The sequence below is a fragment of the Streptomyces sp. NBC_00775 genome, assembly GCF_036347135.1.
In the GTDB taxonomy this organism is placed as follows: Bacteria; Actinomycetota; Actinomycetes; order Streptomycetales; family Streptomycetaceae; genus Streptomyces; species Streptomyces lutosisoli.
On record NZ_CP108938.1, the window covers coordinates 9,128,674 to 9,152,790 of the forward strand.

A 24,117-nucleotide genomic window follows, 5' to 3' on the forward strand; every position below is an offset into this window, starting at 1 on the left:
GAACGGAGGCGTCGAACAGTGGCGTCGAGCAGAGGTGTCGAGCGGCGGCGTCGAGCGGTCGTGCGGTGACGGGCGGTCAGCCCACCCGTCGTATCACCGCCGCGTCGAACAGGTCCCACGCCCGCGGGTGGGGACCCTCGTCGTGGCAGTGCCATGCCTCCCAGAACAGGTCGGCGAGCAGCGCGTCCTCGGGGGCGTACACCCGGTATACGTACTGCCTGCCGTCGATCGCCGGCAGGATCACCAGCCAGCACCTGCTCTCCATGTTCCGAGGGACGAGCGCCGGAGCGGCACGGTTGCGAGTGGGGCGCGAAGCAAGGCGGCGCGCGCCCCTGGGGGAAATCGGCGCGAAGTCATCCGTAAGGAGGAGAACCCGCTCATGGTTGCCCACCCTGTGTCGGACGCGAAAATGCTGCCCGCCGCGGATGACGCGGCTCGAAGAGACTGATGGGGTAGGGGTTGTGCCATCCCGTATTCCCCAGCAGTCCGCCGCCGAGAGCGGCTCGAACCGTACGGACATCGATGTCGGGCTCAGTGTCGAGCTGACGTCGGTGGTCTCCGGTGCGCGCAGGAGGGCGCTGCGGGACGGGGACCGGCAGATCGACACCGCCCATCTGCTGCACTCGCTGCTGGAGTCCGACCCGGAGGTGCGCGCGGTCTTCGACGGCGGGCCACAGGTCGCCCGGCTGCTCGGCTATCTCGTGCAGCGCAGCATCGGCTACGGACTGCGCTGGCAGAGCACCGTCGAGGACTCCGGCGCCGTGCCGGTGGTGGCCGAGGCGGGTTGGTCCCCGGTGGCGGCCGGCGCCATGGAGGACGCGTACGAGCGCGCCGTACTGCGGGGCGACGTACAAGCCCGCGGTCTCGATCTCCTCGCGGCGCTCGTCGCCGATCCCCAGTCACGGGCCGTCGAGGTTCTCGGGCGTGCGGGAGCCGACGCGCACGCGGTGCTGCGGCGGATCGAGGCGGGCCTGGAGGAGTGCGTCGGCGGGGGCGACGCCGACTGCTGAGCCCGGCGGCGAGCCGGCCGCCGAGTCCCAGTCGTTGAGACAGGTGTCATTGGGGATGACGCTCATGTCGTCGCCTGTCATCATGTGCCGGTGCATACGTCTCAAGGCAGTCAGGGCAACCGCGGAAGGGGCGTCGGCCTGGGCCTCGCGCTCGCGTCGGCGGTCGCCTTCGGTGGATCGGGTGTCGCGGCCAAGCCGCTGATCGAAGCGGGGCTCGACCCGCTCCACGTGGTGTGGCTGCGCGTCACGGGCGCCGCGCTGGTGATGCTGCCGCTGGCCGTACGCCACCGGGCGCTGCTGCGGCGGCGCCCCGCGCTGCTCGCCGGCTTCGGACTGCTCGGCGTGGCCGGTGTCCAGGCCTTCTACTTCGCCGCGATCTCCCGTGTCCCCGTCGGCGTCGCCCTGCTCGTCGAGTACCTCGCGCCCGCGCTCGTGCTGGGCTGGGTGCGCTTCGTGCAGCGCCGGCCCGTGACACGCGCCGCGGCCCTCGGGGTCGTCCTCGCGGTCGGCGGACTCGCCTGCGTGGTCGAGGTGTGGTCCGGGCTGAGCTTCGACCTCGTCGGACTGCTGCTCGCACTGGGCGCCGCCTGCTGCCAGGTCGGCTACTTCGTCCTGTCCGACCAGGGCAGCGACGCCGGCGACGAGGCACCGGACCCGCTCGGCGTGATCGCGTACGGGCTGATCGTCGGCACGCTCGTGCTGACCGTCGTCGCGCGCCCCTGGACCATGGACTGGTCCGTGCTCGGGGGCAGCGCGGACATGAACGGGACGTCCGTGCCCGCCGCGCTGCTCCTCGGCTGGATCGTGCTGATCGCGACCGTCGTCGCCTACGTCACCGGAGTGGTCTCCGTGCGCCGGCTCTCCCCGCAGGTCGCGGGCGTCGTGGCCTGTCTCGAAGCGGTGATCGCGACCGTCCTCGCCTGGGTGCTGCTCGGCGAGCACCTCTCGGCACCGCAGATCATCGGCGGCTCGGTGGTGCTGCTCGGCGCGTTCATCGCGCAGTCGTCGGCGCCCGCGAAGCCCTCGGACGGGCCGGTCGCCAGCGGCGGGAGCGACGCCGAAAGAGAGTTGTCGGCCCAGGGAACCGCCGCCTAGAGTGCTGATCATGCCTTCGACGCTCGTTCTTCCGCCTCCGGCCGCCTGAGGCGGGCCCTCCGGAATCCACGCCCGGCTCGGTGCCGGGCGGAACGGTGCTGCCCGCAGAAGAAGTCCGAGGACCTTTCCGTACGCCCCTGCCCTCGCGGCATGGGCGGCGACGTGGTCCCTTCCTGAACTTCTGCGTATCTGCGGAGAGAACACGTGTCGAATGCTGCTTCAGGCCTGCCCATCGGGCGAGGCCTCCTCTATCTGATCGTCGCCGGTGCCGCCTGGGGCACCGCGGGTGCGGCCGCGTCGCTGGTCTACCGGGCCAGCGACATGGGGCCGATCGCCCTCTCCTTCTGGCGCTGCGCCGGCGGACTCGTGCTGCTGCTCGCCCTACGGCTGCGGCGGCGCCGGCCGGTCGCGCCCGCCGTCCGTGAGCCGCTCGGCCGCAAGGCCCTGCGGATCGGCGTCACGGGCCTCGGGCTGGCCGTCTTCCAGACCGCCTACTTCGCCGCCGTCGAGGCGACCGGCCTCGCCGTGGCGACCGTCGTCACGCTGGGCGCCGGGCCCGTGCTCATCGCGCTCGGCGCGCGGCTGACCCTGGGGGAGCAACTCGGGCGCGGCGGGACCGCCGCCGTCGCCGGGGCACTCGCCGGGCTCGGGGTGCTGGTGCTGGGCAGCGGGGGTGCGACGGTGCGCCCCGGGGGCGTCGTGCTCGCGGTCGTGTCCGCGGCCGGGTACTCGACGATGACGCTGCTCACCCGGTGGTGGGGCCGCGACGGTCGAGCCGACGGGTCAGGTGCGACGGCGTGGATGTTCGCCGTCACCACCGTCTGCCTGCTGCCGCTCGGCCTGGCCGAGGGGCTGGTCCCGCACGCGGCCCAACCGGTGCATGTCCTGGTCCTGCTGGCGTACATCGCCGCCATTCCCACCGCGCTGGCCTACGCCCTGTTCTTCGCGGGTGCCGCCGTCGTCCGTGCCGCGACCGTCTCCGTGATCATGCTCCTGGAGCCGGTGAGCGCGGCTGCACTGGCCGTCGGGCTGCTGGGCGAACGACTCACCGCGGCGACCCTCGGCGGCACCTTGCTGATGCTGGGCTCGGTCGCGGGGCTCGCGGTGGCGGAGACGCGGGGCGCGGGGGTCGGTGGGCACACGGAGCCCGAGGAGGAAGCGGTGCTCGTCTGAGGCGTGGGGCGCAGGCCCGCTCGGGCCTGCGCCCCCAGACGCCCGTATCGGCCTGAAGGGCCTCGTCCTCGAACGCCGGACGGGCTGAGAGTCAGCCCCGCCTGCGGATCTGATGCTCCCGAGCCGCCGCGTCCCCCGGTCCGCCCCGCGCGGCCAGCCCGGCCGCGATCCGCTCCTGAACCTCCTCAGGTTTGTGGCTCGCGTACTTGAACTTCGCCCGTACGTCGGTCACTTCGAGGCGGAGGCCGCGGATGCCGGCGAGGAGACGGCCGTACGGAGCCTCGCCGACGGCGGCGGTCGCGGAGCCGCCGTCCGGCTGGAAGTGGCCGACCTGGCGGTTCAGCAGATCCGCCTTCTCCTCCGGGTCGTCCACGACGTGGGCGGTGCAGCGGAGTTGGACGGCCGTGTAGAAGCTCGTCGGCGTGCCGTGCTCGGGCGGCGCGTCCGGCGGGGCCTGCCAGGGGCCGGGGATGAAGGCGTAGTCGTCCACCACGCTCAGCAGCACGACCGGGTTCGCTTCGAGCGCGGGCCACAGCGGGTTCGGGCGCGCCAAGTGGGTCAGAGCCTCTCCCCGTTCGGCGTCGTACGCGAAGTGCAGGGGCTGCACGTGCGGCGGCTCGCCGGGCAGGCCGTTCACCGCGAGTTGCCCGAAGTCGTGGGTGGTGAGCCACCGCTGCCACTCGGCCTCGTCGCGGGGCGCGTCCCAGGGGTGGATCAGCATCAGAGGGTCGTCAGGTAGTCGGGGAGTTCGATACCGGGGGCCAGGTCGTCGGCCGGGATCGGGGCGTTGTACCCCTTGGCCAGCGGGAGGACTCCGGTCCAGTGGGGGAGCGAGAGGTCCTCGGGCTCGTCGTTCGGGCCGCCGGTGCGCAGCTTCGCGGAGACCTCGTCCAGGTCGAGGCTGATCACGGCGGTGGCCGCGAGTTCCTTGGCGTTGGCGGGGCGCGAGTCGTAGGAGCGGCCGGGGACGACGTGGTCGACCAGTGCGTCGAGGGCCGTGCGCTTCTCGTCCGGGTCCGTCACCTGGTGGGCGATGCCGTGGACCACCACGGAGCGGTAGTTGATCGAGTGGTGGAAGGCCGAGCGGGCCAGTACCAGGCCGTCGACATGGGTCACGGTCAGGCAGACCGGCAGCCCGGGATCGGCCTGGCCCGTCATCCGCAGCGGGCGCGAGCCCGTCGAGCCGTGCACGTAGAGGCGCCGGCCGACCCGCCCGTAGAGGGTGGGGAGTACGACCGGGGCGCCGTCGCGGACGAAGCCGAGGTGGCAGACGTATCCCTCGTCGAGTATCGCGTGCACCAGCTCGTGGTCGTACGCTGCGCGATCCTTGGAACGGGTGGGGACGGTGCGGTCGGTCGGGGTGTAGGCAGCGGGCCGCGTCGTCCCGGGCCGGGTGCTCGTCTCCTGCGTCGTCTCCGCCATCGCGTTCTCCCTTGCCTTTCGTATTGCACTAGTGCATAATCTGCTTTGTGCTAGGAGAGTATCGGATCGAAGGGCGTCGCGCAGCCGAGATTGCCGCGAGCGTCGAGCGCGCAGTGGGGTCGGGAGACCTGGAGCCGGGGCAACTGCTGCCGCCTATGCGGGAGTTGGCCGAGCGGCTCGGGGTGAATCCCAATACCGTCGCGGCCGCCTATCGCACCTTGCGCGAGCGGGGGGTCATCGAGACCGCGGGCCGCCGCGGCAGCCGGGTGCGCTCGAAGCCCGCCACCACGGGGCGCGAGTACATCCGGGTCGAGGTGCCGGACGGGGTGCGGGACGTCGCCGACGGCAACCCCGACCGCGGACTGCTGCCCGGTCTCGCCGAGCCGTTCGCGGCGGCCGCCGAGCGGTCGGACCGCGAGGCCGTGATGTACGGGGCGGCGGCGGTCGAACCGGAGCTCGCGCGGCTCGCGCGCGCCGACCTGGACGCGGACGGGGTGCCCGGCGGGCCCGTCGTCGTCACCTCCGGATCGCTCGACGCCATCGAGCGTGTCCTCGCGGTCCATCTCAAGCCCGGGGACGCCGTCGCCGTCGAGGACCCCGGCTGGGGCAGTCTGCTCGACCTCGCCCCCGCGCTCGGGCTGCGCACGGTCGGTGTCGGTGTGGATGACGAGGGCCCGCTTCCTCGCGACGTACGCCGTGCGCTGGAGGCCGGAGCACGGGCCCTGATCGTCACGGACCGGGCGCAGAACCCGACCGGCGCCGCGGTGAGCGCCACGCGCGCGCGTGCCCTGCGTTCCGTGCTCGCGGAGTACCCGGAGACCCTGCTCATCGAGGACGACCACGGGCATCGGATCGTCGACCTGCCGCTGCACCCGCTGGCCGGGGTGACGCGCAGCTGGGCCTTCGTACGCTCCGTCGCCAAGGCGTACGGCCCCGACCTGCGGCTCGCCGTCCTCACGGGGGACCCCGTCACCGTCGACCGTGTGCACGGGCGGCAGCGGCTGGGGCCCGGCTGGGTGAGCCATCTGCTTCAGCGGGCCGTCGTCCACCTGTGGGCCGGCGGCGCGGTGGACGCCAAGGCCGTGGCGGCGGCGTACGGACGGCGCCGCGACGCGCTGATCGACGCCCTCAAGGAGCGGGGCATCGAGGCGTACGGGCGCAGCGGGATGAACGTGTGGATCCCCGTCCCGGACGAGACAGGCGCGGTCGCGCGGTTGCTGCACTCCGGCTGGGCGGTCGCGCCCGGGGCGCGCTTCCGGATGAGCGCGCCGCCCGGGATCCGGATCACCGTCTCGACCCTGACCCCGGACGACATCGAGCCGCTGGCGGACGCCGTCACGTCGGCCGTGGGCCCGGCGCCCGCGCGCCGTTACATGTGACCCGGCTCGTACGCTGTCCGACGTCAGCCGGCCCGTACGCCGTTATGCGCGGGTCATCGGCGCGGCTTGGCCTGGGTGAGCGCCGCGCCCGCGAGGACGATCACCGCGCCGACCGGAGTCGACCAGGTCAGCGACTCGCCGAGGATCGCGACGCCCGCCGCGGTGGCTATCACCGGGATGAAGTAGGTGACCATCTGGGCCGTCGTCGGGCCGACCTCGGCGACGATGCCGTACTGGAGGAGCATGGCCAGGCCCGTGCCGAGGGCTCCCAGGGCGACGATCGCGAGCAGCGGGACCACCGGGAAGTGGCTCGGCAGGGTGGTGAACAGCGGGGTGACGAGGGCCAGTTGGGTGGTGGCCAGCAGCAGCTGGGCGCCGGTCATCGAGAGGTGCGAGTGGCCGGTGCCGGCCAGCGTGCGGCGGACGTAGATCCAGCCGATCGGGTAGCTCAGCGAGGCCAGCAGGGCCATCGCCGTGCCCGTGGTGTCCAGGCCGTGGAAGCCCTGCCAGACGCCGAGGACCGTCAGAACGCCGAGGAAGCCGATGCCGAGACCCGCCACCCTGCGCCGGGTCGGCCGGTCCTCGGAGAGGGCGACCAGGGACAGGGCCATGCCCCACAACGGCGAGGTCGCGTTGCAGATGCCCGCGAGCGTGGACGGGATCGTCAGCTCGGAGTAGGCGAAGAGCGAGAACGGCAGCGCGTTGAGCAGGAAGGCCGCGACCGCGAGATGCCCCCAGGTCCGGGCCCCGCGCGGCAGCCGCTCCCGCTTCACCGCCATCGCCGCCGCGAGCACCGCCGTCCCGAACAGCAGCCGCCCGAACGTGACTTGGAACGGCGCGTAGCCCTCCGTGCCGACCTTGATGAGCAGGAAGCTGAAACCCCAGATCAGGGAGAGGACGCCGAAGCGGATCCGCCAGTCGAGGGCGGTGCGGCGGCGGGGGGTCGTGGCGGTCGGGGTGTCGGTTCGAGGAGTGGTCACGGCGCTCATGGACACAACGATGAGGCACAGTGATCTCGTAGCACAAGCGAGATTTTCCGAGCTGTATCTCGTAGCATTGCTTACATGTTGAATCTGGAGCGCCTGCGCACCCTCGACGCCCTCGCCCGGCACGGCTCGGTGAGCGGCGCCGCCGAGGGACTGCACGTCACGACGTCGGCCGTGTCCCAGCAGATGTCCAAGCTGGAGCGCGAGGTGGGGCAGCAGCTGCTCGCCAAGAACGGGCGGGGGGTGCGCCTGACCGACGCCGGGAGACTGCTCGCCGAGCATGCCGCCCGCATCCTCTCCCAGGTCGAGCTCGCCCAGTCCGACCTGGAGGCGCAGCGCGGTCAGGTGGTGGGTGAGCTGCGGCTTTCGGCGTTCCCGACCGCCGCGCGCGGGCTGTTTCCGGCCGCGCTCGCCGCTCTCCGCGCCGACCACCCCGGGCTGCGGGTGCGCTCCAGCGAGCTGGAACCGGAGGCCGGGGTCGCCGGGGTGGTGCGCGGCGATCTCGACCTGGCGGTCGTGCTCGACTGGTACAACAAGCCGATGCCGCTGCCCGACGGCCTGGTGAAGGCGGCGATCCTCGACGATCCGGCCGATGTGGCGATGCCGGTCGGACACCGGCACGCGGACCGTGCGGAGGTGGACCTCGGCGACTTCGCCGACGACGAGTGGATCACCTGGGGCGAGGGCGAGTTCTGCCACGAGTGGCTGATGTTCACGCTGCGCTCCAAGGGCATCGAACCGCATATCGGCCATCGCGCGGCGGAGACGCACACCCAGCTCGGCCTGGTCGCCGCGGGGCTCGGCGTGTGCGTGGCCCCCCTCCTCGGCCGCAATCCGATGCCCGAGGGAGTCGTCACCGTGCCGGTGCGGCAGCGTGTGCGCCGCCATGTGTACGTCGTGTGGCGAGCCGACGCCGACCGCCGGCCGTCGATCAGGGCGGCGGTGGACGCCTTGCGCAGGGCCGGGGAGGCCGTCAAGTGAGCCACACGCAGTGAACCCGAGGGAAGCGAGCCCCACGGAAGCGGGCTGTGCGTAAGCGAGTTACGCCGCACTGCGCTGCGTCGAAGCGAGTTACGCCACAGCGAGTCGCCTCGAAGTGGGCTATATCGGCGGCAGTTTCCGGAAGTCCCACGAAGCGATCGCCTCCGGCGTCAACCGCGCCCACGCGTGGCGGCCGTCGTGCGGCATCTCCTCCAGACCGAAGTTCTTGCGCGCGAACAGGGTCTCCGGGACGTCGAGTTCGGCGCACAGTTCTCCGGTGCGGGGGACCTCGCCCACGAACTCCACGGTGCCGGACAGCTCGACGCCCCGCAGGTCCCCGTAGTCCTCGCCGGAGTCGATCACCACGGCGATCCGCGGGTCGCGGCGCAGCTCCGTCCAGCGCTTGCTGCGCACCACGGAGTACAGCCACAGCGAGACCCCGTCCCAGGCGAACCAGAGGGCGCTCACATGCGGGGCGCCGTCCTTCGACACCGTCGCGACGCGGCAGGTGCGCTGGGTGGTGAGGAACTCGTCCAGTTCGCCGGGAGTCATCATGATCTTCCGGCCTCTGCGCTGAGTGACGGCCATGCGGTCCCCTCTTCTTCCGCGTCGGCCTTCTTCCGGGCCGACAGAGATCCTCTGACATCTCGTCAGAAAAGCATGGGCCGTCTTCCGTCCCCACGCAATGGTCGTTACGCTCGCCCGCTCCGACCTCCGACAACAAGGGGAGCCATGCCGTCGTACGAACAGCTCAGCGAACTCCTCGCGCCCGCCACCACGGTGCTGCTCACCGTCGAGTGCCAACAGGGTGTCGTGGGCCAGGACAGCGCGCTGCCCGAACTCGCCAAGGAGGCGCGGTCCTCGGGTGCGCTCGCCAATGTCGCCCGGCTGGTGGCCGCCGCGCACGAGAGCGGGGTGCAGGTGATCCACGCGATCGCCGAGCGGCGCCCGGACGGCCGGGGCGCCAACCACAACGCCCGGCTGTTCCGCGCGGCCGAGCGGCTGCCCGTGCGGCAGTTGACGGGAACCACGGCCGTGCGGGTCGCGCCACCCATCGAGGTCGCCGAGGAGGACTTCGTCGTACGGCGGCTGCACGGCCTTTCGCCGATCGCGGGCACCGACGTGGACCCGCTGCTGCGCAACCTGGGCTGTCGCACCCTCGTGGTGACCGGTGTCTCGGCCAACGTGGCCATCCCCAATGCCGTGTTCGATGCCGTCAACCGCGGCTACACCGCCGTGGTGCCCGCGGACGCCATCGCGGGGGTGCCCTCCGACTACACCCCCGCGATGATCCGCAACACGCTCGCCCTGGTCGCCACCATCACGGCGACCGACGACGTGCTGGCCTGCTTCAAGCGACCGCGCCGCTGAACTCCCCCGGGGTCACGCGAGCTTGATCGAGTCCCCGCTCACGGTGATGTTCTCGGCGGGCAGCGCCTGGGTCGCGGGGCCCTTCTTCACGCTGCCGTCGGTGACGGAGAACTCGCTCTTGTGGCACGGACAGGTGATCACCCCGTTGGTGACACCCGACACCGCGCAGCCCTGGTGAGTGCACTTGGACGAGAACGCCTTGTAGGTGCCCGCCGTGGGCTGCGTGACCACCACGCCCTGGTCCTTGAAGATCTTGCCGCCGCCCTCGGGGATGTCGGAGGTCTTGGCGATCTCGGTTCCGGCGGCGGCACCCTGTGCCGTGGACGAGCCCGACGACGACTTGTCGTCCGATCCGCACGCGGTCAGCGCGACGGCGAGTCCCGCCGCGCCGACCGCCGCCACGACGGTGCGGCGTGCCGGTGCCGGAACGGGGTGAAGCGATTCGCTGGTCATGCCGACTTTCCCTTCAACGGACGTGATGCTGATCTGTAGAGAAGTACGCTCCGCCCGTGTGCCCTGTTCAGGGGGTTGGGGACTTCTTGGCTCAATCGACAGCAGGTCGACAGCCGGCCGGCCCTCATCGACAGCGGGTCGACAGCCGGGCCGACCCCATCGGGACGCGGACGCGGCGGGCACCCTCGGGTCGCGTCCGATGTCCGTGACCACCCCAGTAGCCTGGGGCGATGCTCAAGGAAGTCATCGCGACCCGCTACATCACGCCGCTGCGTGAGGGCGGCTCGCTGCCGGGGCTCGTCGAGGCCGACGATCTCGGGACGTACGTCATGAAGTTCACCGGCGCCGGACAGGGGCGCAAGACGCTCGTGGCGGAGGTCGTCTGCGGTGAACTCGCCCGCCGGCTCGGTCTGCGGGTGCCCGGCCTGGTGACGATCGGCCTCGACCCGGTGCTGGGACTCGGCGAGCCGGACCAGGAGGTCCAGGAGCTGCTGAAGTCGAGCGGCGGGCTGAACCTCGGGATGGACTTCCTCACGCGCGCGATCGGCTTCGATCCGCTCGCCTTCCGCGTGAGCCCGGAGGAGGCCGGGCGGATCGTCTGGTTCGACGCGCTCGTCAACAACGTCGACCGCTCCTGGCGCAACCCCAACCTGCTGATGTGGCACGGCGATCTGTGGCTCATCGACCACGGCGCCACGATGATCTGGCACCACCACTGGCCCGGCGCGGAGGCCTCCGCCGCCAAGCCGTACGACGTCTCCGACCACGCGCTCGTGTCCTTCGGGCCGGACATCGCCTCCGCCGCCGTCGAGCTGGCGCCGCTGGTCACCGAGGAACTGCTCGCGGAGGTGACCGCCGAGATCCCCGACGCGTGGCTCGCGGACGAGCCCGGCTTCGACTCGGCCGACGCGCTGCGCCGCGCCTACGCGCAGCCGCTCCTGGCGCGCGCCGCTGTCATCCACGAGCGGATCAAGGGCATCGACGGCATCGAGGGGGACAAGTGAGCGAGCGGGACGTCTTCGAGTACGCGTTGCTGCGTGTCGTGCCGCGGGTCGAGCGCGGCGAGTGCTTCAACGCGGGCGTGCTGGTGTACTGCCGCGCCAAGTCCTACGTCGGGGTGCGTACGCATCTGGACGAGACCAAGCTGCGGGCGCTCGACCCGGAGGCGGACGTGGCGGGCGTACGGGCCGCGCTGCGTGCTGTTGAGGGGGTCTGTGCGGGCGGTGAAGCGGCAGGTCAGGCGGCGCGCGACGACGCCGGGCGGCGGTTTCGCTGGCTGATCGCTCCGCGATCGACGGTCGTCCAGCCGGGGCCCGTGCACACCGGACTGACCGCCGATCCGGAGGCCGAGACGGAGCGGTTGCTCCAGTTGCTGGTCAGGTAATGGATCACACCGGCGTGGTGTGCCGTTGACACCGAGTGCCAGGGCTTCTAGCGTCACGTCTGCTGAAGGTACTAAGCGGTCGCTCACCGCAGGGGCGTACCGTGTGAGCCGCAGGGCATGTCAGGCCGCAGGGCTTTTCAAGGGCGAGGAGAACCAGCAATGTCCACCACTGAGCAGCGCGTCGCCGTAGTCACCGGTGCCGCGCGCGGCATCGGTGCCGCGACCGCCGTACGACTGGCCGCGGAGGGCCGCGCCGTCGCGGTGATCGACCTCGACGAGGCCGCGTGCAAGGACACCGTCGAGAAGATCACCGCCGCCGGCGGCAAGGCCATCGCCGTCGGCTGTGACGTCTCCGACGAGGCCCAGGTCGAGGCCGCGATCGCGCGGATCGCCGAGGAGCTCGGTGCGCCGACGATCCTGGTGAACAACGCGGGCGTGCTCCGCGACAACCTGCTGTTCAAGATGAGCGCGTCCGACTGGGACACGGTCATGAACGTGCACCTGCGCGGCGCCTTCCTGATGGCGAAGACCTGCCAGAAGCACATGGTGGACGCCAAGTTCGGCCGGATCGTCAACCTCTCCTCGTCCTCGGCGCTGGGCAACCGCGGCCAGGCCAACTACTCCACCGCCAAGGCCGGTCTGCAGGGCCTCACCAAGACCCTCGCCATCGAGCTCGGCAAGTTCGGCGTCACCGCGAACGCCGTCGCGCCCGGCTTCATCGTCACCGACATGACCGCCGCCACCGCCGCCCGCGTCGGCATGGACTTCGAGGACTTCCAGGCCGCGGCCGCCACCCAGATCCCGGTCCAGCGCGTCGGCAACCCCGACGACATCGCCAACGCCATCGCCTTCTTCACCGGCGAGGCCGCCGGATTCGTCTCCGGCCAGGTGCTGTACGTGGCCGGCGGGCCGCTCAACTAAGGCCGGGAGGCACGGACATGACCACACTTCCCGAACTCTCGGGCAAGGTCGCGCTCATCACGGGCGCGAGCCGCGGCATCGGCTACGGCGTCGCGGAGGCCATGGTCGCCCGCGGCGACCGGATCTGCATCACCGGCCGCAACGAGGACGCCCTGAAGGAGGCCGTCGAGGCGCTCGGCTCCGACCGCGTCATCGGCGTCGCCGGCAAGGCCCACGACGAAGCCCACCAGGCCCACGCCGTCGAGCGCACCATGGAGGCCTTCGGGCGCGTCGACTTCCTGGTCAACAACGCCGGTACGAACCCGGTGTTCGGGCCGATCGCCGACCTGGACCTCAATGTGGCGCGCAAGGTCTTCGAGACCAACGTCGTCTCGGCGCTCGGCTTCGCCCAGCAGACCTGGAAGGCCTGGCAGAGCGAGAACGGCGGCGCGATCGTCAACATCGCCTCCGTCGCGGGCCTCGCCCCCTCGCCGTTCATCGGTGCGTACGGCATCAGCAAGGCCGCCATGATCAACCTGACCGTGCAGCTGGCGCACGAGTTCGCGCCCAAGGTGCGGGTCAACGCGATCGCGCCCGCCGTGGTGAAGACCAAGTTCGCCGCGGCGCTGTACGAGGGCCGTGAGGCGGAGGCGGCCGCGGCCTACCCGCTCGGCAGGCTCGGGGTGCCCTCCGACATCGGCGGCGCCGCCGCGTTCCTCACCTCGCAGCAGTCGGACTGGGTCACAGGTCAGACGCTCGTGGTCGACGGCGGCATGTTCCTGAACGCCGGGGTGGAGTAGCCCGCGCCGCCCCGCACTCGGCGCGGCGTCCAGCGACCCTCGGTTTGTGGAGGGTTGACAAAAACTACGACGGTGTCGACCGAGCACCGATTCGACGAAGGCTTCGACAAGGGGTCCACAGAAGCCTGACAACGTAGTCACATCCGCGCTGATCAAGTGCCCTGCCGGGAACATGGTTCCACCGGCAGGGCACTGCGGTATGGTCTGCCGACCCTTGGTACGGCAGATCGAGGAGCGTGCGCGTGTTCAACCGGAACCGATGTCTACGACAGCTGGCGGCGATCACGTCCATAACCCTGGTGGCTGGGTGTGGCGTTCTCTCCTCGGGGTCGTCCGACGACAAGGGACCGATCGTGGTGGGCACCACCAGTGCCCCGAGCACGCTGGACCCGGCCGCCTCCTGGGACGGCTCCTGGGAGCTGTTCCGCAACATCTACCAGACGCTGCTCGGCTACCCCGACGGCGCCGTCACACCTCAGCCCGACGCGGCCGAGAGCTGCGCGTTCACGAACGCGTCCAATCGCACGTACCGCTGTGTACTGCGCCCGAACATGAAGTTCTCCGACGGGGACACGCTCGACGCGCGGGCCGTCAAGCACTCGATCGACCGGATCAGGAAGATCGCCGTACCCGGCGGTCCGGCGGGCCTGCTCGGCAGTCTCGACCGGGTACAGGTGCTGGGCGACCGCGAGATCGTCTTCCACCTCAACAAGCCGGACGCCACCTTCCCGTTCGTCCTGGCCACCCCCGCCATGTCGATCGTCGACCCCGACGACTACCCCGCCGACGCCCTGCGCAAGGACGGCAAGGTCTTCGGGTCCGGGCCGTACAGCCTCCGGTCCTACGAGGAGGGCAAGCGGGCCGAACTCGTCAGGAACGACCACTACGACGGCTTCGCCCAGCGCAAGAACGACGCGGTCACCATCCGCTACTTCCCCGACTCGGCCCAGATGGTCAAGGCCCTCAGGGACAAGAAGATCGACGTCACCTACCGCGGACTCGCGGCCTCGGACATCGTCGCCCTCAAGGGGCCCGACTCCCAGAAGGGCATTGAGCTCCTCGAAGGCGCCGGCACCGAGATCAGCTACCTGGTGTTCAACCCGAAGGACCCGTGGGCCAGAAAGCTCGCGGTCCGCAAGGCGATCGCCCAGGTCGTCGACCGGCCCGCGATCGCGCACAAGGTCTACAAGGACACCGTCGATCCGCTGTACTCCATGGTCCCCGCGGGCCTGACCGGGCACACCACCGGCTTCTTCGACGACTACGGGGACCCCAGTTCGTCCAAGGCCCGCAAGATCCTCCTGGAGGCGGGCATCAACGAACGCGTCCCGCTGACCCTCTGGTACACGACCGACCGCTACGGCTCCGAGACCGCTCCGGAGTTCCAGGAGCTCAAGAGCCAGCTCGAAGGCTCCGGCCTGTTCCGCGTCACGCTCCGGAGCCGCCCCTGGAAGACGTACGAAGCGGGCTACCGCAAGGGCGAGTACCCGGTGTTCGGGCGCGGCTGGTTCCCCGACTTCCCGGACGCCGAGAACTTCATCGCGCCCTTCGTGGGCGAGCAGAACGCGCTCGGTACGCCCTATCCGGCCCCGCGGATCACCAACACCCTGCTGCCCGAGTCGCGCGGCGAGAGCGACCGCGGCGCCGTGGTGAAGGAGTTCGAGGAGGCCCAGCAGATCCTCGTCGACGACGCTCGGCTGCTGCCGCTGTGGCAGGGCAAGCAGTACGTCGCCGCGAGCGAGGACATCTCGGGCGGCGAGCGGGCCCTGGACCCCTCGACGATCATGACGATGTGGGAGCTGCACCGCAAAACCAGCTGGTAGCGCGCGGCGGGGCGAGCCGGTGGCGGACTGCGAGACCACCTGGTGGACCGGGGGCCGGAGCCGATTGTCAGTGGGCGACGGTAGGTTCTGTGGTCTGGAAGTGACCGCACATCGGAGGAAGTTGACGTGACCGATATCGCCATGCTGCCCGAGTCCTGGCGCGGCGTCCTGGGCGAGGAGCTGCAGCAGCCCTACTTCAAGGAACTCACCGAGTTCGTCGAGGAGGAGCGCGCGAAGGGTCCCGTCTACCCTCCGCGGGAGGAGGTCTTCGCCGCCCTCGACGCGACGCCGTACGAGAAGGTGAAGGTGCTGATCCTCGGTCAGGACCCGTACCACGGCGAGGGCCAGGGGCACGGCCTGTGCTTCTCGGTCCGCCCGGGCGTGAAGACCCCGCCTTCGCTCCGCAACATCTACAAGGAGATGAAGGAGGAGCTGGGCACCCCGATCCCGGACAACGGCTATCTGATGCCGTGGGCCGAGCAGGGCGTGCTGCTGCTCAACGCGGTGCTGACCGTGCGCTCCGGTGAGGCCAACTCGCACAAGGGCAAGGGCTGGGAGAAGTTCACGGACGCGGTGATCCGCGCCGTCGCCGACCGGCCCGACCCGGCGGTCTTCGTGCTGTGGGGCAACTACGCGCAGAAGAAGCTCCCGCTGATCGACGAGGAGCGGCACGTGGTGGTGAAGGGGGCGCACCCCTCACCGCTGTCCGCGAAGAAGTTCTTCGGCTCGCATCCGTTCACGCAGATCGACGAGGCGGTGGCCCGGCAGGGCCACGAGCCGATCGACTGGCGGATTCCCGACCTGGGCTGACACGGCCGAGGGGCGGCCGGGCCGGGCGGGGCCCGGTCCGGCCGTCACCAGCCTGGCCCAGCGGCGTACGGGGGCGCCTGAGCGTGATTGTCAGTGGCTCCGGTTAGCGTCGTGAGGGACAGTGACGAGCCTGGAGGACGCGGTGGCGGAGCAACAGGAGCAGGCGGCGCCGGACGCCATGATGACCCGGATCGGGCAGGTCGTCATGCTGCACCACGGCGGTGACCGCGAGGAGGCTCGCGGCCGCTTCCTCGACCTGTGGGTCGAGATCGGCGAGGACGGCGACCCCCTGCACCGCTGCACACTGGCGCACTACATGGCCGACACGCAGGACGACCCTTCGGACGAACTCGCCTGGGACCTCAGGGCGTTGTCGGCGGCCGAGGAACTCGGCGACGGGCGGGTCGCCGAGCACCACCAGTCGCTCGCGGTGCGCGCGTTCTACCCGTCGCTGCATCTGAACCTGGCCGCCGACTATGTGAAGCTCGGCCGCTCCGAGGCCGCCCGCAGCCATCTGCGCCGGGCCCGCGGCGCGGTCGGCGCCCTCGGGGACGACAGCTACGGGGACGGTGTCCGCGCGGCGATCGGCCGCCTGGAGCTGAGACTCGACGGGGACGGGACATCGAGGGAGGGCGGCAGTCCCGATCGCTTCGGGGGACCCGGAGGGGAGACGCTGGGGCCACCGAGACAGCGGCCCTAGTGTGCCCCGGCGGCTGCGACGCCGGTCCGTCACCGTCGCCTCCTCACAGAGCTCCGGTAACGGCTCGCCCCCTCACGAGGGTTCGGTGCGGGCTTCACAGGCAGCGCGGCGCAGCCATGCGGCCACGCACCCGCTCTGCGCAGGCGTCGGCTCTGTCAATTCCCATATGCCCCCTTGCAGATGACCGCCTCCGGGCTGTCCGCCTTCCAGCCCCCGTACGTTTTTCCGAGGGCGCACACATCCGGGTTCTTCGGCACCTCGGGAGAAACCGGCGGGACGGCGACGCGGCGCTCGGGGCGCCGGGGCTCGGGATGCGGGGTGGGGTGGCGGCGCGGAGGGATCACCGGTGCGGCGGCGGCCGGTGGGGGAGCCGCGCGGTGCGGCGACGCCGCGCTCGGTGAGGGCTTGCGGGACGGCCCGATGAGCTCCAGCGCCTCCCGCGCCGGTGCCTGCACGATCTGTGGCTCGGCCTCGCCGTCCGTGCGCGGGGCGGAGGGCCGGGACGGCGCGGTCGGCGGGCCGGAGGCGGACGGTCGCTGGACGGTCACACACCCGGAGAGGGCGGTGACGGCCACGGTGACCAGGAGCGTTGCGGTCGTCGTCGTTCGATGCACCCGCGCAACTCTGCTGTGTCCGGCCCTCTTTGGGGAGCGGACGAGCGCAGGATGCCCCGCACGGGTGATCCTTCCGCTCCTCCGGTGGGTGTCGTCGTCGGCAGGGTGACCCGGCGCCGGGCGTACTTCTTGATCATGCGGGTGTACAGCCGGCGCGGGTTGACGGGTCAGCCGACCCGGGAATCGCTGCCGCCGCCCTCGTCCCCTCGCCCCGCGGGGCAGCGGGCCGCCGACGACGAGAAGCGGGAGCTCCTGCGCCGGTTCGGTGACTGGTTCGAGCCTGGCCGCGTACACGGCGGACCGCCTGCCCCGTACGACCGCCATCGCCCGGACGGCCGTCCAGATCGCCAGGGTCAACCGGATGAGCAATCGTGTGGGCGCCGCCGTACGCGACACCGTGATCGCCGCGCAGTCCAGGGCCACACCCGCGCTCTTCCCGCGCAGCTTGTACGGCATGCGGGACTGGTGGCCGCCCGGGCAGCCGTATGCTTCCGACGAGGTCAGGTACCCGGAACGCACCCCTTGAGGAGACCCCTGTGAAGGTCGGCTGCATCGGACTCGGTGACATCGCGCAGAAGGCGTATCTGCCGGTGCTCGGTGTGCAGCCGGGGGTCGAGCTGCATCTTCAGACGCGGACGCCGGCGACGCTCGCCCAGGTCGGCGACAGCCTCCACCTTCCGGAGGGGCAGCGTCACAGGGACCTGGCGGAGCTGCTGGCGCAGAATCTCGACGCGGCGTTCGTGCACGCGGCCACCGTCGCGCACCCCGAGATCGTCACGAGCCTGCTGGAGGCGGGCGTACCGACGTACGTGGACAAGCCGCTGGCGTACGAACTCGCCGACTCGGAGCGGCTCGTGCGGCTCGCGGAGGAGCGGAACGTCAGTCTCGCCGTCGGCTTCAACCGGCGTTACGCCCCCGGGTACGCGCAGTGCGCCGATCACCCCCGTGAGCTGATCCTGATGCAGAAGAACCGCATAGGGCTGCCCGAGGAGGCCCGCACGATGGTCCTCGACGACTTCATCCACGTCGTGGACACCCTGCGGTTCCTGGCGCCGGGGCCGGTCGACGACGTGACCGTGCGGGCCCGCGTCGAGGACGGACTGCTGCACCATGTCGTGCTGCAACTGGCCGGGGAGGGCTTCACGGCGCTCGGTGTGATGAACCGGCTCAGCGGCTCGAACGAGGAGATCCTCGAGGTCTCGGGCCAGGACACCAAGCGTCAGGTGGTCAACCTCGCCGAGGTGATCGACCACAAGGGGCAGCCGACCGTGCGACGGCGCGGGGACTGGGTGCCGGTGGCCCGGCAGCGCGGCATCGAGCAGGCGGTGCTCGCGTTCCTCGACGCCGTCCGCGCGGGCAAGGTGCTCAGCGCCCGGGACGCGCTGGCGACCCATGAGCTGTGCGAGCGCGTGGTGCGTGCGGTGCAGGAGCGGAGCGCCGCAGTCTGAACGCGCGGGTGCCCTCCATCGCGCAGAGCGCCGCCAGCACCAGCAGGGCCCCGTGCACCGGCCAGTCGCCGAACCGGACGTACGGCGTGACACCCCGGGCCAGCGGCACGTCGTACACCATCGTCGTGCTCGCGTCCGTGCCGAGCCAGGAGCCGATGCGCTCGCCGCTCGGGCCGTAGACGGCGGAGACGCCGGTCAGCGTCGCGTGCACCATCGGGCGGCCGGTCTCGGCGGCCCGCAGCGCGGCGAGCGAGGCGTGCTGCTCCGGCGCCCAGCTCTGCTGGAAAGTCGACGTCGACGACTGCGCGAGAAGGACCTCGGCGCCATCCTGGGCCAGATGGCGGCTCATGTCGGGGAAGGCCGTCTCGAAGCAGATCATCGGGCCGACGCGCAGTCCGTGCCCGACGTTCATCACGACCTGCTCGGTGCCCTTCCTGCGGTCCTCGCCCGCGGCCTTGCCCACCGAGGTCGCCCAGCCGAGCAGGGAACGCGCGGGTATGTACTCGCCGAAGGGCACGAGCCGCATCTTGTCGTAGCGGGCGCCGGTCGGGCCCTGTGGTCCCACCAGGACCGAACTCTTGTAGATGCCCGGGTGGTCGGAGCGGCGCGCGTCGACGTTCACCATGATGTCGGCGCCGGTCAGCCGGGACAGCGCGGCGAGCCGGTTCGCCAGGTCGGGCCGGTCGGTCAGATCGAAGCCGACGCTGCTCTCGCCCCAGACGACCAGATCGAGGTGGCGCCCGGCGAGCGTGCGGGTGAGCGCCTCCTCGCGCGCGAAGCGCTTGTCGCCGCTGCCGCTGCCGTCCACCACACCGGGCTGTACGACGGCGATCCGGACCCGGCCGTCGGCCTCCGGGCGCGGCGACCACACCCACGCCGCCGAGGTCGCGGCGGCCGTCGCGACCAGCCCGGCCACGGCGGGCATACGGGACTCACGCACCGAGACCAGCACGGCGACCGCGACATTGACCGCGACCACCAGGAAGCTCAGCAGCCACACCCCGCCGACCGAGGCCAGCCGCAGCGCGGGCGCCACCTGCCACTGGCTGGAGCCGAGCAGACCCCACGGGCCGCCCAACCCCTGCCAGGACCGGACGAGTTCGACCATCAGCCAGCCGGACGGCAGCACCAGGAGCCCGGCACCGACCCGTCCCGGCGAGGGCACACCGGCGAGGAACCGCCGGACGAGCCAGCCCCAGGGCGCCCACAGCGCACCGAGCAGCGCCGCTATGACCACCGTGAACACATGCAGGCTCGGCAGCAGCCAGTGGTGCACGGCCAGGATGAAGCCCAGCCCACCGAGCCAGCCGTCGTACGCGGCCCGCCTGCCCGTCGGGGCCGAGCGGACCAGCAGGATCCAGGGCACGAGGGCGACGTAGGCGAACCACCACCACGACGGTGCCGGGAAGGTGAATACGGGCAGCGCGCCCGCCAGCGCGGCGACGACCCCGCGTCGCCAGGGGGAGACCAGCCAGTCTTCGGGCCTCGTCATGCAGCGCCTCCCTCCCCGGTGCGTGCTTCCAGTGTGCGCGTCGTGGACGATCTCCGACAGAGGGCATCGGAAGAGGCCCGTTCCGGCGTTCGGGCGTCGCCGGCAGGCTTCGTCGCGAGACGGTCGGCTCAGGTGGCCGCGGGCTCGTGATGTTTCTGCGGGGTGCGGCGCCACTTCTCCTGGACGACCACATGGCGCAGCCGCCAGCCGTCGTCCGTACGCACCAGTCCGAAGGCGTAACGGCCGCCGCACACGAAGTCGGGGGCGGTGGATCCGCCGTCGTGTCCCGCGAACCTCATCGGATTGATGTAGTCCGCCTGGACCCGGGCCGTGTCGCCGGTGTCCTGATCAAGGACCCCGAACCGCACCCGCCGGTTGACGATCAGATGCTGGCGCATCGGGAACAGCTGCATACTCTGCGCGAGCCACCCCGCGACCTGGGCCGCGTCCCCCTCGATGCCGCCGGCCGAGCGGTAGTCCGCCCGTCCGTCCGGCGCGAACAGCCCCCGATACGCCTCCCAGTCGCCGTCGTCCACCGTCACCGCGTACTCGGTGACGAGTCCGTCCACGGCGAACCGGTCCATCACGGTCGCGAGCTCCACACGCTGCGTCATCGGCTCAGTGTTGGCTACGGGGCGAGCCACGCCAAGGGCCGTGCGGTGATATTCGGCGTCTGATCTTCGGTGGCCGCCGTGGGTTCACTCTATGGACCCTGTTGCCCATGAATGATCAATCGCTTGCGGAGCTCTCGGAGAGCGCGGTGAGCCCGGAGAGCGCGGAGCGCACAGACTTCGCAGAAGAGAGCGCAGGGCCGTGTGTCCGGGCCGGCGGCCGCCGTTCGGATCACCCAAGGCGGCCCTTCAGGTGATTGCCGGACGCCTCATGAGCCAGGCAGCCGTCGCAGGGGTACGACGTCTCAGCAGGACGAATCCAGAACGCCGTGAGGAGCTTGGCGATGTACGCAGCAGTCCGGCGGTACGAAGGGGTGACCGATTCGGCCGAGGCGGCACGTCTCGTGAACGAGGGGTTCGTGCCGCTCATGCGCCAGGTCTCCGGCTTCGTGTCCTACTACTGGATCGATGCCGGGGACGGAGTGATGATCTCGGCCAGCGTTTTCCAGGACCAGGTCGGTGCAGAGGAATCGATCTCGAGGGCTGCGGACTTCGTGCGGGACAACCTTGCGTCACTGCTCCCCAACCCTCCCCAGGTCATGGCCGGCGAGGTGGTGGCATCCGCATGACAGCGTTCGGACCAGCCACATGAGATGCCGCCAGTGATCATTTCCCAGGCCGCATGAGCCGTGACGCCCGCGTGCCTGCTGGGCGCGTAGGTACGGCGTGCGTTCCAAGCGCTGGTCGCTGGTCGCCTGCGATCACTGATCGCAGCGACCAACTGCCCACTCACCGGGTTGGCATGCCCCCGTGCGGGCTGTTGACCACCAGGGGCAGTGACCCTTCGGCGAGGTAGAAGTGCCCAGGGAAGTAGCCGATGTGGAGGTGACCGCCGTCCTCGGCGGTGGCCATGTCCCGCAGGTTCTCCGCCAGTACTGCCCTGCTGGCGGAGTCACCGCTGATCACAAGGATCTGCCGCTCTGCGTCCCGGTGGATGAGGACGCCAGGGCCTGAAGTCGCTTTGACCTCGACCCCGGCCAGGGCGTCGCTGCCCGGCGAAGAGGTGGAGCTGAGCAGCCCCTCGCCCTGGGCCACCGCGCTTGCCAACTGCGAAAGTTCTTCCGCCGACGCCGAGAGATCCACTTCGCCGTACCCGGGGTCGGAGACCAGTCTCATGGGGGTCACTTCTCCTCGGCGCTTGCTTGAGCGGCAACGGTTGGTAGTGATCATTCAGGTTCAAGGCCACAGACCTCCCAACCACCGCTTGACCACCATCACTTGGAAAGCCCCAGTTTGCTGAGCTTGGTCAGCTGTGTCCTGATGATCGCTTCCGGTACGACGGCCGGGTCCTTGCCCCTTGGCCCTCGGGGGAGGTTGAACTCGTAGAACATGGCGACCGTCGCGCCCTGCCGAACGGCGACGACCGTGTAGGGAACCCGGATGGGCTCCTCGTCCTCGCTGTCCGCCGCGAGCTGTGTGAGCCGCAGGGACACTGATTCATCGCCGTAGCCGGGGTCGGGCTGGAGTTCGGCGTCGCTGTAGCGGAAGTCCGCCCGGATGTCCTTGAAGGTCTTGCACCGCTTGGCGGCCGCGCGGAACGCGTCGATCACCCGCGCGGCATCCCCGGCGCCGTGTGACGAGAGGATCATGGATGCTCCGGGGCCGTGCTTCTTCGAAAAAATCACCCGGCCGACGCGTGCGGTGGCTGTGAAGCCGCTGCTTCCGCCCAGTGCCTGAACGACGGGCCCGCAGTTGGCAGGATCCGCCGTCCTGTGAGACGCCGAGGGAGCGGCCAGGATCCGGTTGATTTCGTAGCCGTCGAGATCCTTGTCCGTGATCGCCGCCCGCTCCAGGTCCGCCTTGCTCAACGGTTTGTCCTGTGCACCGGCCGTCGTGGTCTCTTCCGACGCGCCTGCCCGGGAGTCCTGCTCGGATGCGCATGCCCCGAGGGCCGAGAATGTCATGAGCATGGCAATAGCGGTGCCGACTCGTGATGGGCGAACCACTGTTTTCCCCACTCGCTTGATTGTTGAGCGCGCGCAGGTGTCCGCCGGCTCAGGAAGCTTCGCTCGAACCATCCGCCCGGCTCAAAGCATTGAGCAGCATGGTAGATCGTCCATTGGGGAAGCGGGATCGGTTTTGAGGGCCGAGGCCGAGGCTGAAGCTGAGGCGCGGTGGCGGTGTGCCATCGAGGGAAGGGCCGTGAACGTGTCTTGACTTGGATCCGGGTGTCACCGGCCCTCTGCGCTGAGTGGATGCCCAACGGCCGGGCCGGCTTCGGTGTGCGACAGGTTCGTGTTCCGGGTTCGCCACCACGGCACAAGCTGGACGAGGCCGAACATCACCTCGACGCCGAAGAACATCCACAGCAGCCGCGTGGCACCGTGGGCCAGCGCGTACGCCTGCCACGCCGCGAACAGCGTGCGCGCGATGCCGTCGAGCAGTCCGTGCACCGCCAGCGGCCGGACGATGCGCAGGACAGCCCAGACCACCACGACCGAGCCCATCAGATTCGCGTACAGGATCTGCACCGGGTCGAGTTCGGGCAGGGCGCCCAGCCCGAGTGCGTTGCCCGACGATGACAGCGCATCGTGCACCAGCGTGTAGGTCCACGGCGTCGCGAAGCCCGCAGTAACGACGAGGTCGTACCAGGCGCTTGCGCGTACGGCGCGAAGATAGGCGGGGCGTTCGGGGGCGATGGTTCGGATCACCGTGAGGCTCCAACTGGTCTCGGGAGAGCGACGCCTCACGCTAAACAGTGGAGTACGGTCCAAGGTCAAGCCCACCATCCGACGGAGGGTCATGCGTATCGGAGAGCTGGCCGCGCAGGCGGGCATGAGCAGAGACGCCATTCGGTTCTACGAGAAGATCGGCCTCGTGACGGGTCGGCGGCTGGCCAACGGCTATCGCGACTTCCCGCCAGAGGCGGTGCCATGGCTGCAGTACGTCCGCACTGCGCAGACGCTTGGATTCTCTCTGGCGGAGATCGCGCGGCACGGCGAGGAACTGCGGGAGGCGCCGGACGCCGCGGGGGCACTGTCCATGCTGTTCGAGCAGAAGATCCAGGTCATCGACGCCCGCATGGCCGAACTCACCATCCTGCGGGCTGAACTCGCTACGCGAGTCGACACCGGGTGTCCGTTGCGGGCGGTTGGCCAACCGAGCTGACTACGAGGCTGAGGGCGTCGCGGGCCCGACCCGTGACTGCCCCCTGCCGCGAGGGCTTCGCGTGGGCGTGGCGCCGCTGTTGCCGGTGATTCCATCCGCGTCGACACGGTCGCACCCGGGATGGTCGACACCGGGGTGCACTCAACTCGTCGCGCACGATGGGGGTGGTGCTTCGGGCGTCCGGGGGCGGTGACGGGGCGCCGGCTTCAACTGCCGGTCGGAGGCCCGGTCGGCAGGCCCGGTGGGCGGCTGCCCCGCGGCTCTCATGCCGCCTCGACGACCTCTCCCCGTATCGCTTCCGCCCACTTCACGACCAGCAGTTCGTATTCCGCCCGCTCCTGGGCGGACAGGGAACCGCCCGCGCGCATCCACAGGGCGCGGATCTGCTCGTTTAACGCCGCAGCGGACCGCACGGAACCAGGGGGAGTGAAATCGGGGGACATGCGCACAAGCCTAGGGGCAAGGACTGACACTGCGCTACCGGTCGGCTACTCATC

Annotated in this window: 30 protein-coding genes; 17 read left to right on the plus strand and 13 right to left on the minus strand. The window is 70.6% G+C overall.

The features are described from left to right. Positions 1–76 precede the first annotated feature (76 nt). Positions 77–265, minus strand: coding sequence for a hypothetical protein (locus tag OIC96_RS40550; protein WP_330303058.1), 189 nt, complete (start codon positions 263–265; stop codon positions 77–79). 196 nt (positions 266–461) lie between these two features. Here OIC96_RS40550 and OIC96_RS40555 point away from each other — a divergent pair, with 196 nt between their 5' ends. From OIC96_RS40555 to OIC96_RS40565, 3 genes are all read left to right on the plus strand, one after another. Further along, complete coding sequence (locus tag OIC96_RS40555; protein WP_406501379.1) at positions 462–1,010, plus strand: Clp protease N-terminal domain-containing protein; 549 nt, start codon at positions 462–464, stop codon at positions 1,008–1,010. 84 nt (positions 1,011–1,094) lie between these two features. Beyond that, entirely contained in the window at positions 1,095–2,105 is a 1,011-nt protein-coding gene (locus OIC96_RS40560; protein ID WP_330303056.1) for an EamA family transporter, read from the plus strand. 204 nt (positions 2,106–2,309) lie between these two features. After that, entirely contained in the window at positions 2,310–3,278 is a 969-nt protein-coding gene (locus tag OIC96_RS40565) for a DMT family transporter (protein WP_330303055.1), read from the plus strand. Positions 3,279–3,369: 91 nt separating this feature from the next. Here the strand turns inward: OIC96_RS40565 and OIC96_RS40570 are convergent, their stop codons facing one another. Both OIC96_RS40570 and OIC96_RS40575 read right to left on the minus strand, forming a co-directional pair. Beyond that, a complete protein-coding gene (locus OIC96_RS40570) occupies positions 3,370–3,999 on the minus strand; it encodes an FMN-binding negative transcriptional regulator (RefSeq protein WP_330303054.1) in 630 nt (209 codons plus the stop codon). Next, positions 3,999–4,700 carry a pyridoxamine 5'-phosphate oxidase family protein gene (locus OIC96_RS40575; RefSeq protein ID WP_330303053.1) on the minus strand — a complete coding sequence of 234 codons (702 nt, stop codon included), beginning with the start codon at positions 4,698–4,700 and terminating at the stop codon, positions 3,999–4,001. Before OIC96_RS40575 ends, OIC96_RS40570 begins: the two co-directional genes overlap by 1 nt. A gap of 47 nt (positions 4,701–4,747) precedes the next feature. On the opposite strand from OIC96_RS40575, the gene OIC96_RS40580 reads away from it, so the two are divergent. Next, positions 4,748–6,079, plus strand: coding sequence for an aminotransferase class I/II-fold pyridoxal phosphate-dependent enzyme (locus OIC96_RS40580; RefSeq protein WP_330303052.1), 1,332 nt, complete (start codon positions 4,748–4,750; stop codon positions 6,077–6,079). A gap of 53 nt (positions 6,080–6,132) precedes the next feature. Here OIC96_RS40580 and OIC96_RS40585 read toward each other — a convergent pair whose 3' ends face one another. Next, a complete protein-coding gene (locus OIC96_RS40585) occupies positions 6,133–7,068 on the minus strand; it encodes a DMT family transporter (RefSeq protein ID WP_330303051.1) in 936 nt (311 codons plus the stop codon). A 75-nt stretch (positions 7,069–7,143) separates the two neighbouring features. Between OIC96_RS40585 and OIC96_RS40590 the strand changes: the two genes are divergently transcribed. Beyond that, on the plus strand, positions 7,144–8,046 hold the full coding sequence (locus OIC96_RS40590) for a LysR family transcriptional regulator (protein ID WP_330303050.1): 903 nt from the start codon (positions 7,144–7,146) through the stop codon (positions 8,044–8,046). A 120-nt stretch (positions 8,047–8,166) separates the two neighbouring features. On the opposite strand, the gene OIC96_RS40595 is transcribed toward OIC96_RS40590, so the two are convergent. Beyond that, positions 8,167–8,634 carry a pyridoxamine 5'-phosphate oxidase family protein gene (locus OIC96_RS40595; protein ID WP_330303049.1) on the minus strand — a complete coding sequence of 156 codons (468 nt, stop codon included), beginning with the start codon at positions 8,632–8,634 and terminating at the stop codon, positions 8,167–8,169. 144 nt (positions 8,635–8,778) lie between these two features. On the opposite strand from OIC96_RS40595, the gene OIC96_RS40600 reads away from it, so the two are divergent. Next, positions 8,779–9,417, plus strand: coding sequence for a cysteine hydrolase (locus tag OIC96_RS40600; RefSeq protein WP_330303048.1), 639 nt, complete (start codon positions 8,779–8,781; stop codon positions 9,415–9,417). Between the two features lie 12 nt (positions 9,418–9,429). Here OIC96_RS40600 and OIC96_RS40605 read toward each other — a convergent pair whose 3' ends face one another. Further along, positions 9,430–9,870, minus strand: a complete 441-nt coding sequence (locus OIC96_RS40605) for a Rieske (2Fe-2S) protein (RefSeq protein ID WP_330303047.1) — start codon at positions 9,868–9,870, stop codon at positions 9,430–9,432. Positions 9,871–10,100: 230 nt separating this feature from the next. Between OIC96_RS40605 and OIC96_RS40610 the strand changes: the two genes are divergently transcribed. The 7 genes from OIC96_RS40610 (at position 10,101) to OIC96_RS40640 (ending at position 16,287) form a co-directional block, all read left to right on the plus strand. After that, complete coding sequence (locus tag OIC96_RS40610; RefSeq protein ID WP_330303046.1) at positions 10,101–10,874, plus strand: HipA family kinase; 774 nt, start codon at positions 10,101–10,103, stop codon at positions 10,872–10,874. After that, a complete protein-coding gene (locus tag OIC96_RS40615; protein ID WP_327427110.1) occupies positions 10,871–11,254 on the plus strand; it encodes a DUF3037 domain-containing protein in 384 nt (127 codons plus the stop codon). The genes OIC96_RS40610 and OIC96_RS40615 overlap by 4 nt, the downstream gene beginning before the upstream one ends. 159 nt (positions 11,255–11,413) lie before the next feature. Then, positions 11,414–12,175, plus strand: coding sequence for a 3-oxoacyl-ACP reductase FabG (gene fabG / locus OIC96_RS40620; RefSeq protein WP_330303045.1), 762 nt, complete (start codon positions 11,414–11,416; stop codon positions 12,173–12,175). 17 nt (positions 12,176–12,192) lie between these two features. Then, positions 12,193–12,954 carry an SDR family oxidoreductase gene (locus OIC96_RS40625; RefSeq protein ID WP_330303044.1) on the plus strand — a complete coding sequence of 254 codons (762 nt, stop codon included), beginning with the start codon at positions 12,193–12,195 and terminating at the stop codon, positions 12,952–12,954. Between the two features lie 242 nt (positions 12,955–13,196). Then, complete coding sequence (locus OIC96_RS40630) at positions 13,197–14,777, plus strand: ABC transporter substrate-binding protein (protein ID WP_330303043.1); 1,581 nt, start codon at positions 13,197–13,199, stop codon at positions 14,775–14,777. Positions 14,778–14,903: 126 nt separating this feature from the next. Next, a complete protein-coding gene (gene ung / locus OIC96_RS40635; protein ID WP_330303042.1) occupies positions 14,904–15,587 on the plus strand; it encodes a uracil-DNA glycosylase in 684 nt (227 codons plus the stop codon). A 142-nt stretch (positions 15,588–15,729) separates the two neighbouring features. Further along, entirely contained in the window at positions 15,730–16,287 is a 558-nt protein-coding gene (locus OIC96_RS40640) for a hypothetical protein (protein ID WP_330303041.1), read from the plus strand. Positions 16,288–16,442: 155 nt separating this feature from the next. Here OIC96_RS40640 and OIC96_RS40645 read toward each other — a convergent pair whose 3' ends face one another. Next, a complete protein-coding gene (locus OIC96_RS40645) occupies positions 16,443–16,901 on the minus strand; it encodes a hypothetical protein (RefSeq protein WP_330303040.1) in 459 nt (152 codons plus the stop codon). A 265-nt stretch (positions 16,902–17,166) separates the two neighbouring features. On the opposite strand from OIC96_RS40645, the gene OIC96_RS40650 reads away from it, so the two are divergent. Together OIC96_RS40650 and OIC96_RS40655 are read left to right on the plus strand one after the other, a co-directional pair. Continuing rightward, on the plus strand, positions 17,167–17,427 hold the full coding sequence (locus OIC96_RS40650) for a hypothetical protein (RefSeq protein ID WP_330303039.1): 261 nt from the start codon (positions 17,167–17,169) through the stop codon (positions 17,425–17,427). A 10-nt stretch (positions 17,428–17,437) separates the two neighbouring features. Beyond that, entirely contained in the window at positions 17,438–18,349 is a 912-nt protein-coding gene (locus OIC96_RS40655) for a Gfo/Idh/MocA family protein (protein ID WP_330303038.1), read from the plus strand. Here OIC96_RS40655 and lnt read toward each other — a convergent pair. Both lnt and OIC96_RS40665 read right to left on the minus strand, forming a co-directional pair. Continuing rightward, on the minus strand, positions 18,267–19,841 hold the full coding sequence (gene lnt / locus OIC96_RS40660; RefSeq protein WP_330303037.1) for an apolipoprotein N-acyltransferase: 1,575 nt from the start codon (positions 19,839–19,841) through the stop codon (positions 18,267–18,269). The two genes, OIC96_RS40655 and lnt, sit on opposite strands and share 83 nt — an antisense overlap. A 128-nt stretch (positions 19,842–19,969) precedes the next feature. Next, on the minus strand, positions 19,970–20,455 hold the full coding sequence (locus OIC96_RS40665; RefSeq protein ID WP_330303036.1) for a nuclear transport factor 2 family protein: 486 nt from the start codon (positions 20,453–20,455) through the stop codon (positions 19,970–19,972). 341 nt (positions 20,456–20,796) lie between these two features. Between OIC96_RS40665 and OIC96_RS40670 the strand changes: the two genes are divergently transcribed. After that, the gene (locus tag OIC96_RS40670) at positions 20,797–21,081 is read left to right on the plus strand and encodes a hypothetical protein (RefSeq protein WP_330303035.1); all 285 of its coding nucleotides are present in this window, start codon (positions 20,797–20,799) and stop codon (positions 21,079–21,081) included. Between the two features lie 160 nt (positions 21,082–21,241). Here the strand turns inward: OIC96_RS40670 and OIC96_RS40675 are convergent, their stop codons facing one another. The 3 genes from OIC96_RS40675 to OIC96_RS40685 form a co-directional block, all read right to left on the minus strand. Beyond that, positions 21,242–21,628, minus strand: coding sequence for an Imm32 family immunity protein (locus OIC96_RS40675; protein ID WP_330303034.1), 387 nt, complete (start codon positions 21,626–21,628; stop codon positions 21,242–21,244). Positions 21,629–21,726: 98 nt separating this feature from the next. Then, entirely contained in the window at positions 21,727–22,320 is a 594-nt protein-coding gene (locus tag OIC96_RS40680; RefSeq protein ID WP_330303033.1) for a hypothetical protein, read from the minus strand. Positions 22,321–22,683: 363 nt separating this feature from the next. Further along, positions 22,684–23,163, minus strand: a complete 480-nt coding sequence (locus tag OIC96_RS40685) for a hypothetical protein (protein ID WP_330310011.1) — start codon at positions 23,161–23,163, stop codon at positions 22,684–22,686. Between the two features lie 91 nt (positions 23,164–23,254). On the opposite strand from OIC96_RS40685, the gene OIC96_RS40690 reads away from it, so the two are divergent. Continuing rightward, positions 23,255–23,620 (plus strand): MerR family transcriptional regulator, encoded by a 366-nt coding sequence (locus OIC96_RS40690; protein ID WP_330303032.1) that lies wholly within the window; start codon positions 23,255–23,257, stop codon positions 23,618–23,620. 263 nt (positions 23,621–23,883) lie between these two features. Here the strand turns inward: OIC96_RS40690 and OIC96_RS40695 are convergent, their stop codons facing one another. Then, positions 23,884–24,063 carry a hypothetical protein gene (locus OIC96_RS40695; RefSeq protein WP_327427094.1) on the minus strand — a complete coding sequence of 60 codons (180 nt, stop codon included), beginning with the start codon at positions 24,061–24,063 and terminating at the stop codon, positions 23,884–23,886. Positions 24,064–24,117 lie beyond the last annotated feature (54 nt).

What these genes read in the sequence shown, in the direction of transcription:
- OIC96_RS40550 (WP_330303058.1), bottom strand. Translation starts at nt 265, where the DNA reads ATGGAGAGCAGGTGCTGGCTGGTGATCCTGCCGGCGATCGACGGCAGG.
- OIC96_RS40570 (WP_330303054.1), bottom strand. Translation starts at nt 3,999, where the DNA reads ATGCTGATCCACCCCTGGGACGCGCCCCGCGACGAGGCCGAGTGGCAG.
- OIC96_RS40575 (WP_330303053.1), bottom strand. Translation starts at nt 4,700, where the DNA reads ATGGCGGAGACGACGCAGGAGACGAGCACCCGGCCCGGGACGACGCGG.
- OIC96_RS40585 (WP_330303051.1), bottom strand. Translation starts at nt 7,068, where the DNA reads ATGAGCGCCGTGACCACTCCTCGAACCGACACCCCGACCGCCACGACC.
- OIC96_RS40590 (WP_330303050.1), top strand. Translation starts at nt 7,144, where the DNA reads ATGTTGAATCTGGAGCGCCTGCGCACCCTCGACGCCCTCGCCCGGCAC.
- OIC96_RS40595 (WP_330303049.1), bottom strand. Translation starts at nt 8,634, where the DNA reads ATGGCCGTCACTCAGCGCAGAGGCCGGAAGATCATGATGACTCCCGGC.
- OIC96_RS40600 (WP_330303048.1), top strand. Translation starts at nt 8,779, where the DNA reads ATGCCGTCGTACGAACAGCTCAGCGAACTCCTCGCGCCCGCCACCACG.
- OIC96_RS40605 (WP_330303047.1), bottom strand. Translation starts at nt 9,870, where the DNA reads ATGACCAGCGAATCGCTTCACCCCGTTCCGGCACCGGCACGCCGCACC.
- OIC96_RS40610 (WP_330303046.1), top strand. Translation starts at nt 10,101, where the DNA reads ATGCTCAAGGAAGTCATCGCGACCCGCTACATCACGCCGCTGCGTGAG.
- fabG (WP_330303045.1), top strand. Translation starts at nt 11,414, where the DNA reads ATGTCCACCACTGAGCAGCGCGTCGCCGTAGTCACCGGTGCCGCGCGC.
- OIC96_RS40625 (WP_330303044.1), top strand. Translation starts at nt 12,193, where the DNA reads ATGACCACACTTCCCGAACTCTCGGGCAAGGTCGCGCTCATCACGGGC.
- lnt (WP_330303037.1), bottom strand. Translation starts at nt 19,841, where the DNA reads ATGACGAGGCCCGAAGACTGGCTGGTCTCCCCCTGGCGACGCGGGGTC.
- OIC96_RS40665 (WP_330303036.1), bottom strand. Translation starts at nt 20,455, where the DNA reads ATGACGCAGCGTGTGGAGCTCGCGACCGTGATGGACCGGTTCGCCGTG.
- OIC96_RS40670 (WP_330303035.1), top strand. Translation starts at nt 20,797, where the DNA reads ATGTACGCAGCAGTCCGGCGGTACGAAGGGGTGACCGATTCGGCCGAG.
- OIC96_RS40675 (WP_330303034.1), bottom strand. Translation starts at nt 21,628, where the DNA reads ATGAGACTGGTCTCCGACCCCGGGTACGGCGAAGTGGATCTCTCGGCG.
- OIC96_RS40690 (WP_330303032.1), top strand. Translation starts at nt 23,255, where the DNA reads ATGCGTATCGGAGAGCTGGCCGCGCAGGCGGGCATGAGCAGAGACGCC.
- OIC96_RS40695 (WP_327427094.1), bottom strand. Translation starts at nt 24,063, where the DNA reads ATGTCCCCCGATTTCACTCCCCCTGGTTCCGTGCGGTCCGCTGCGGCG.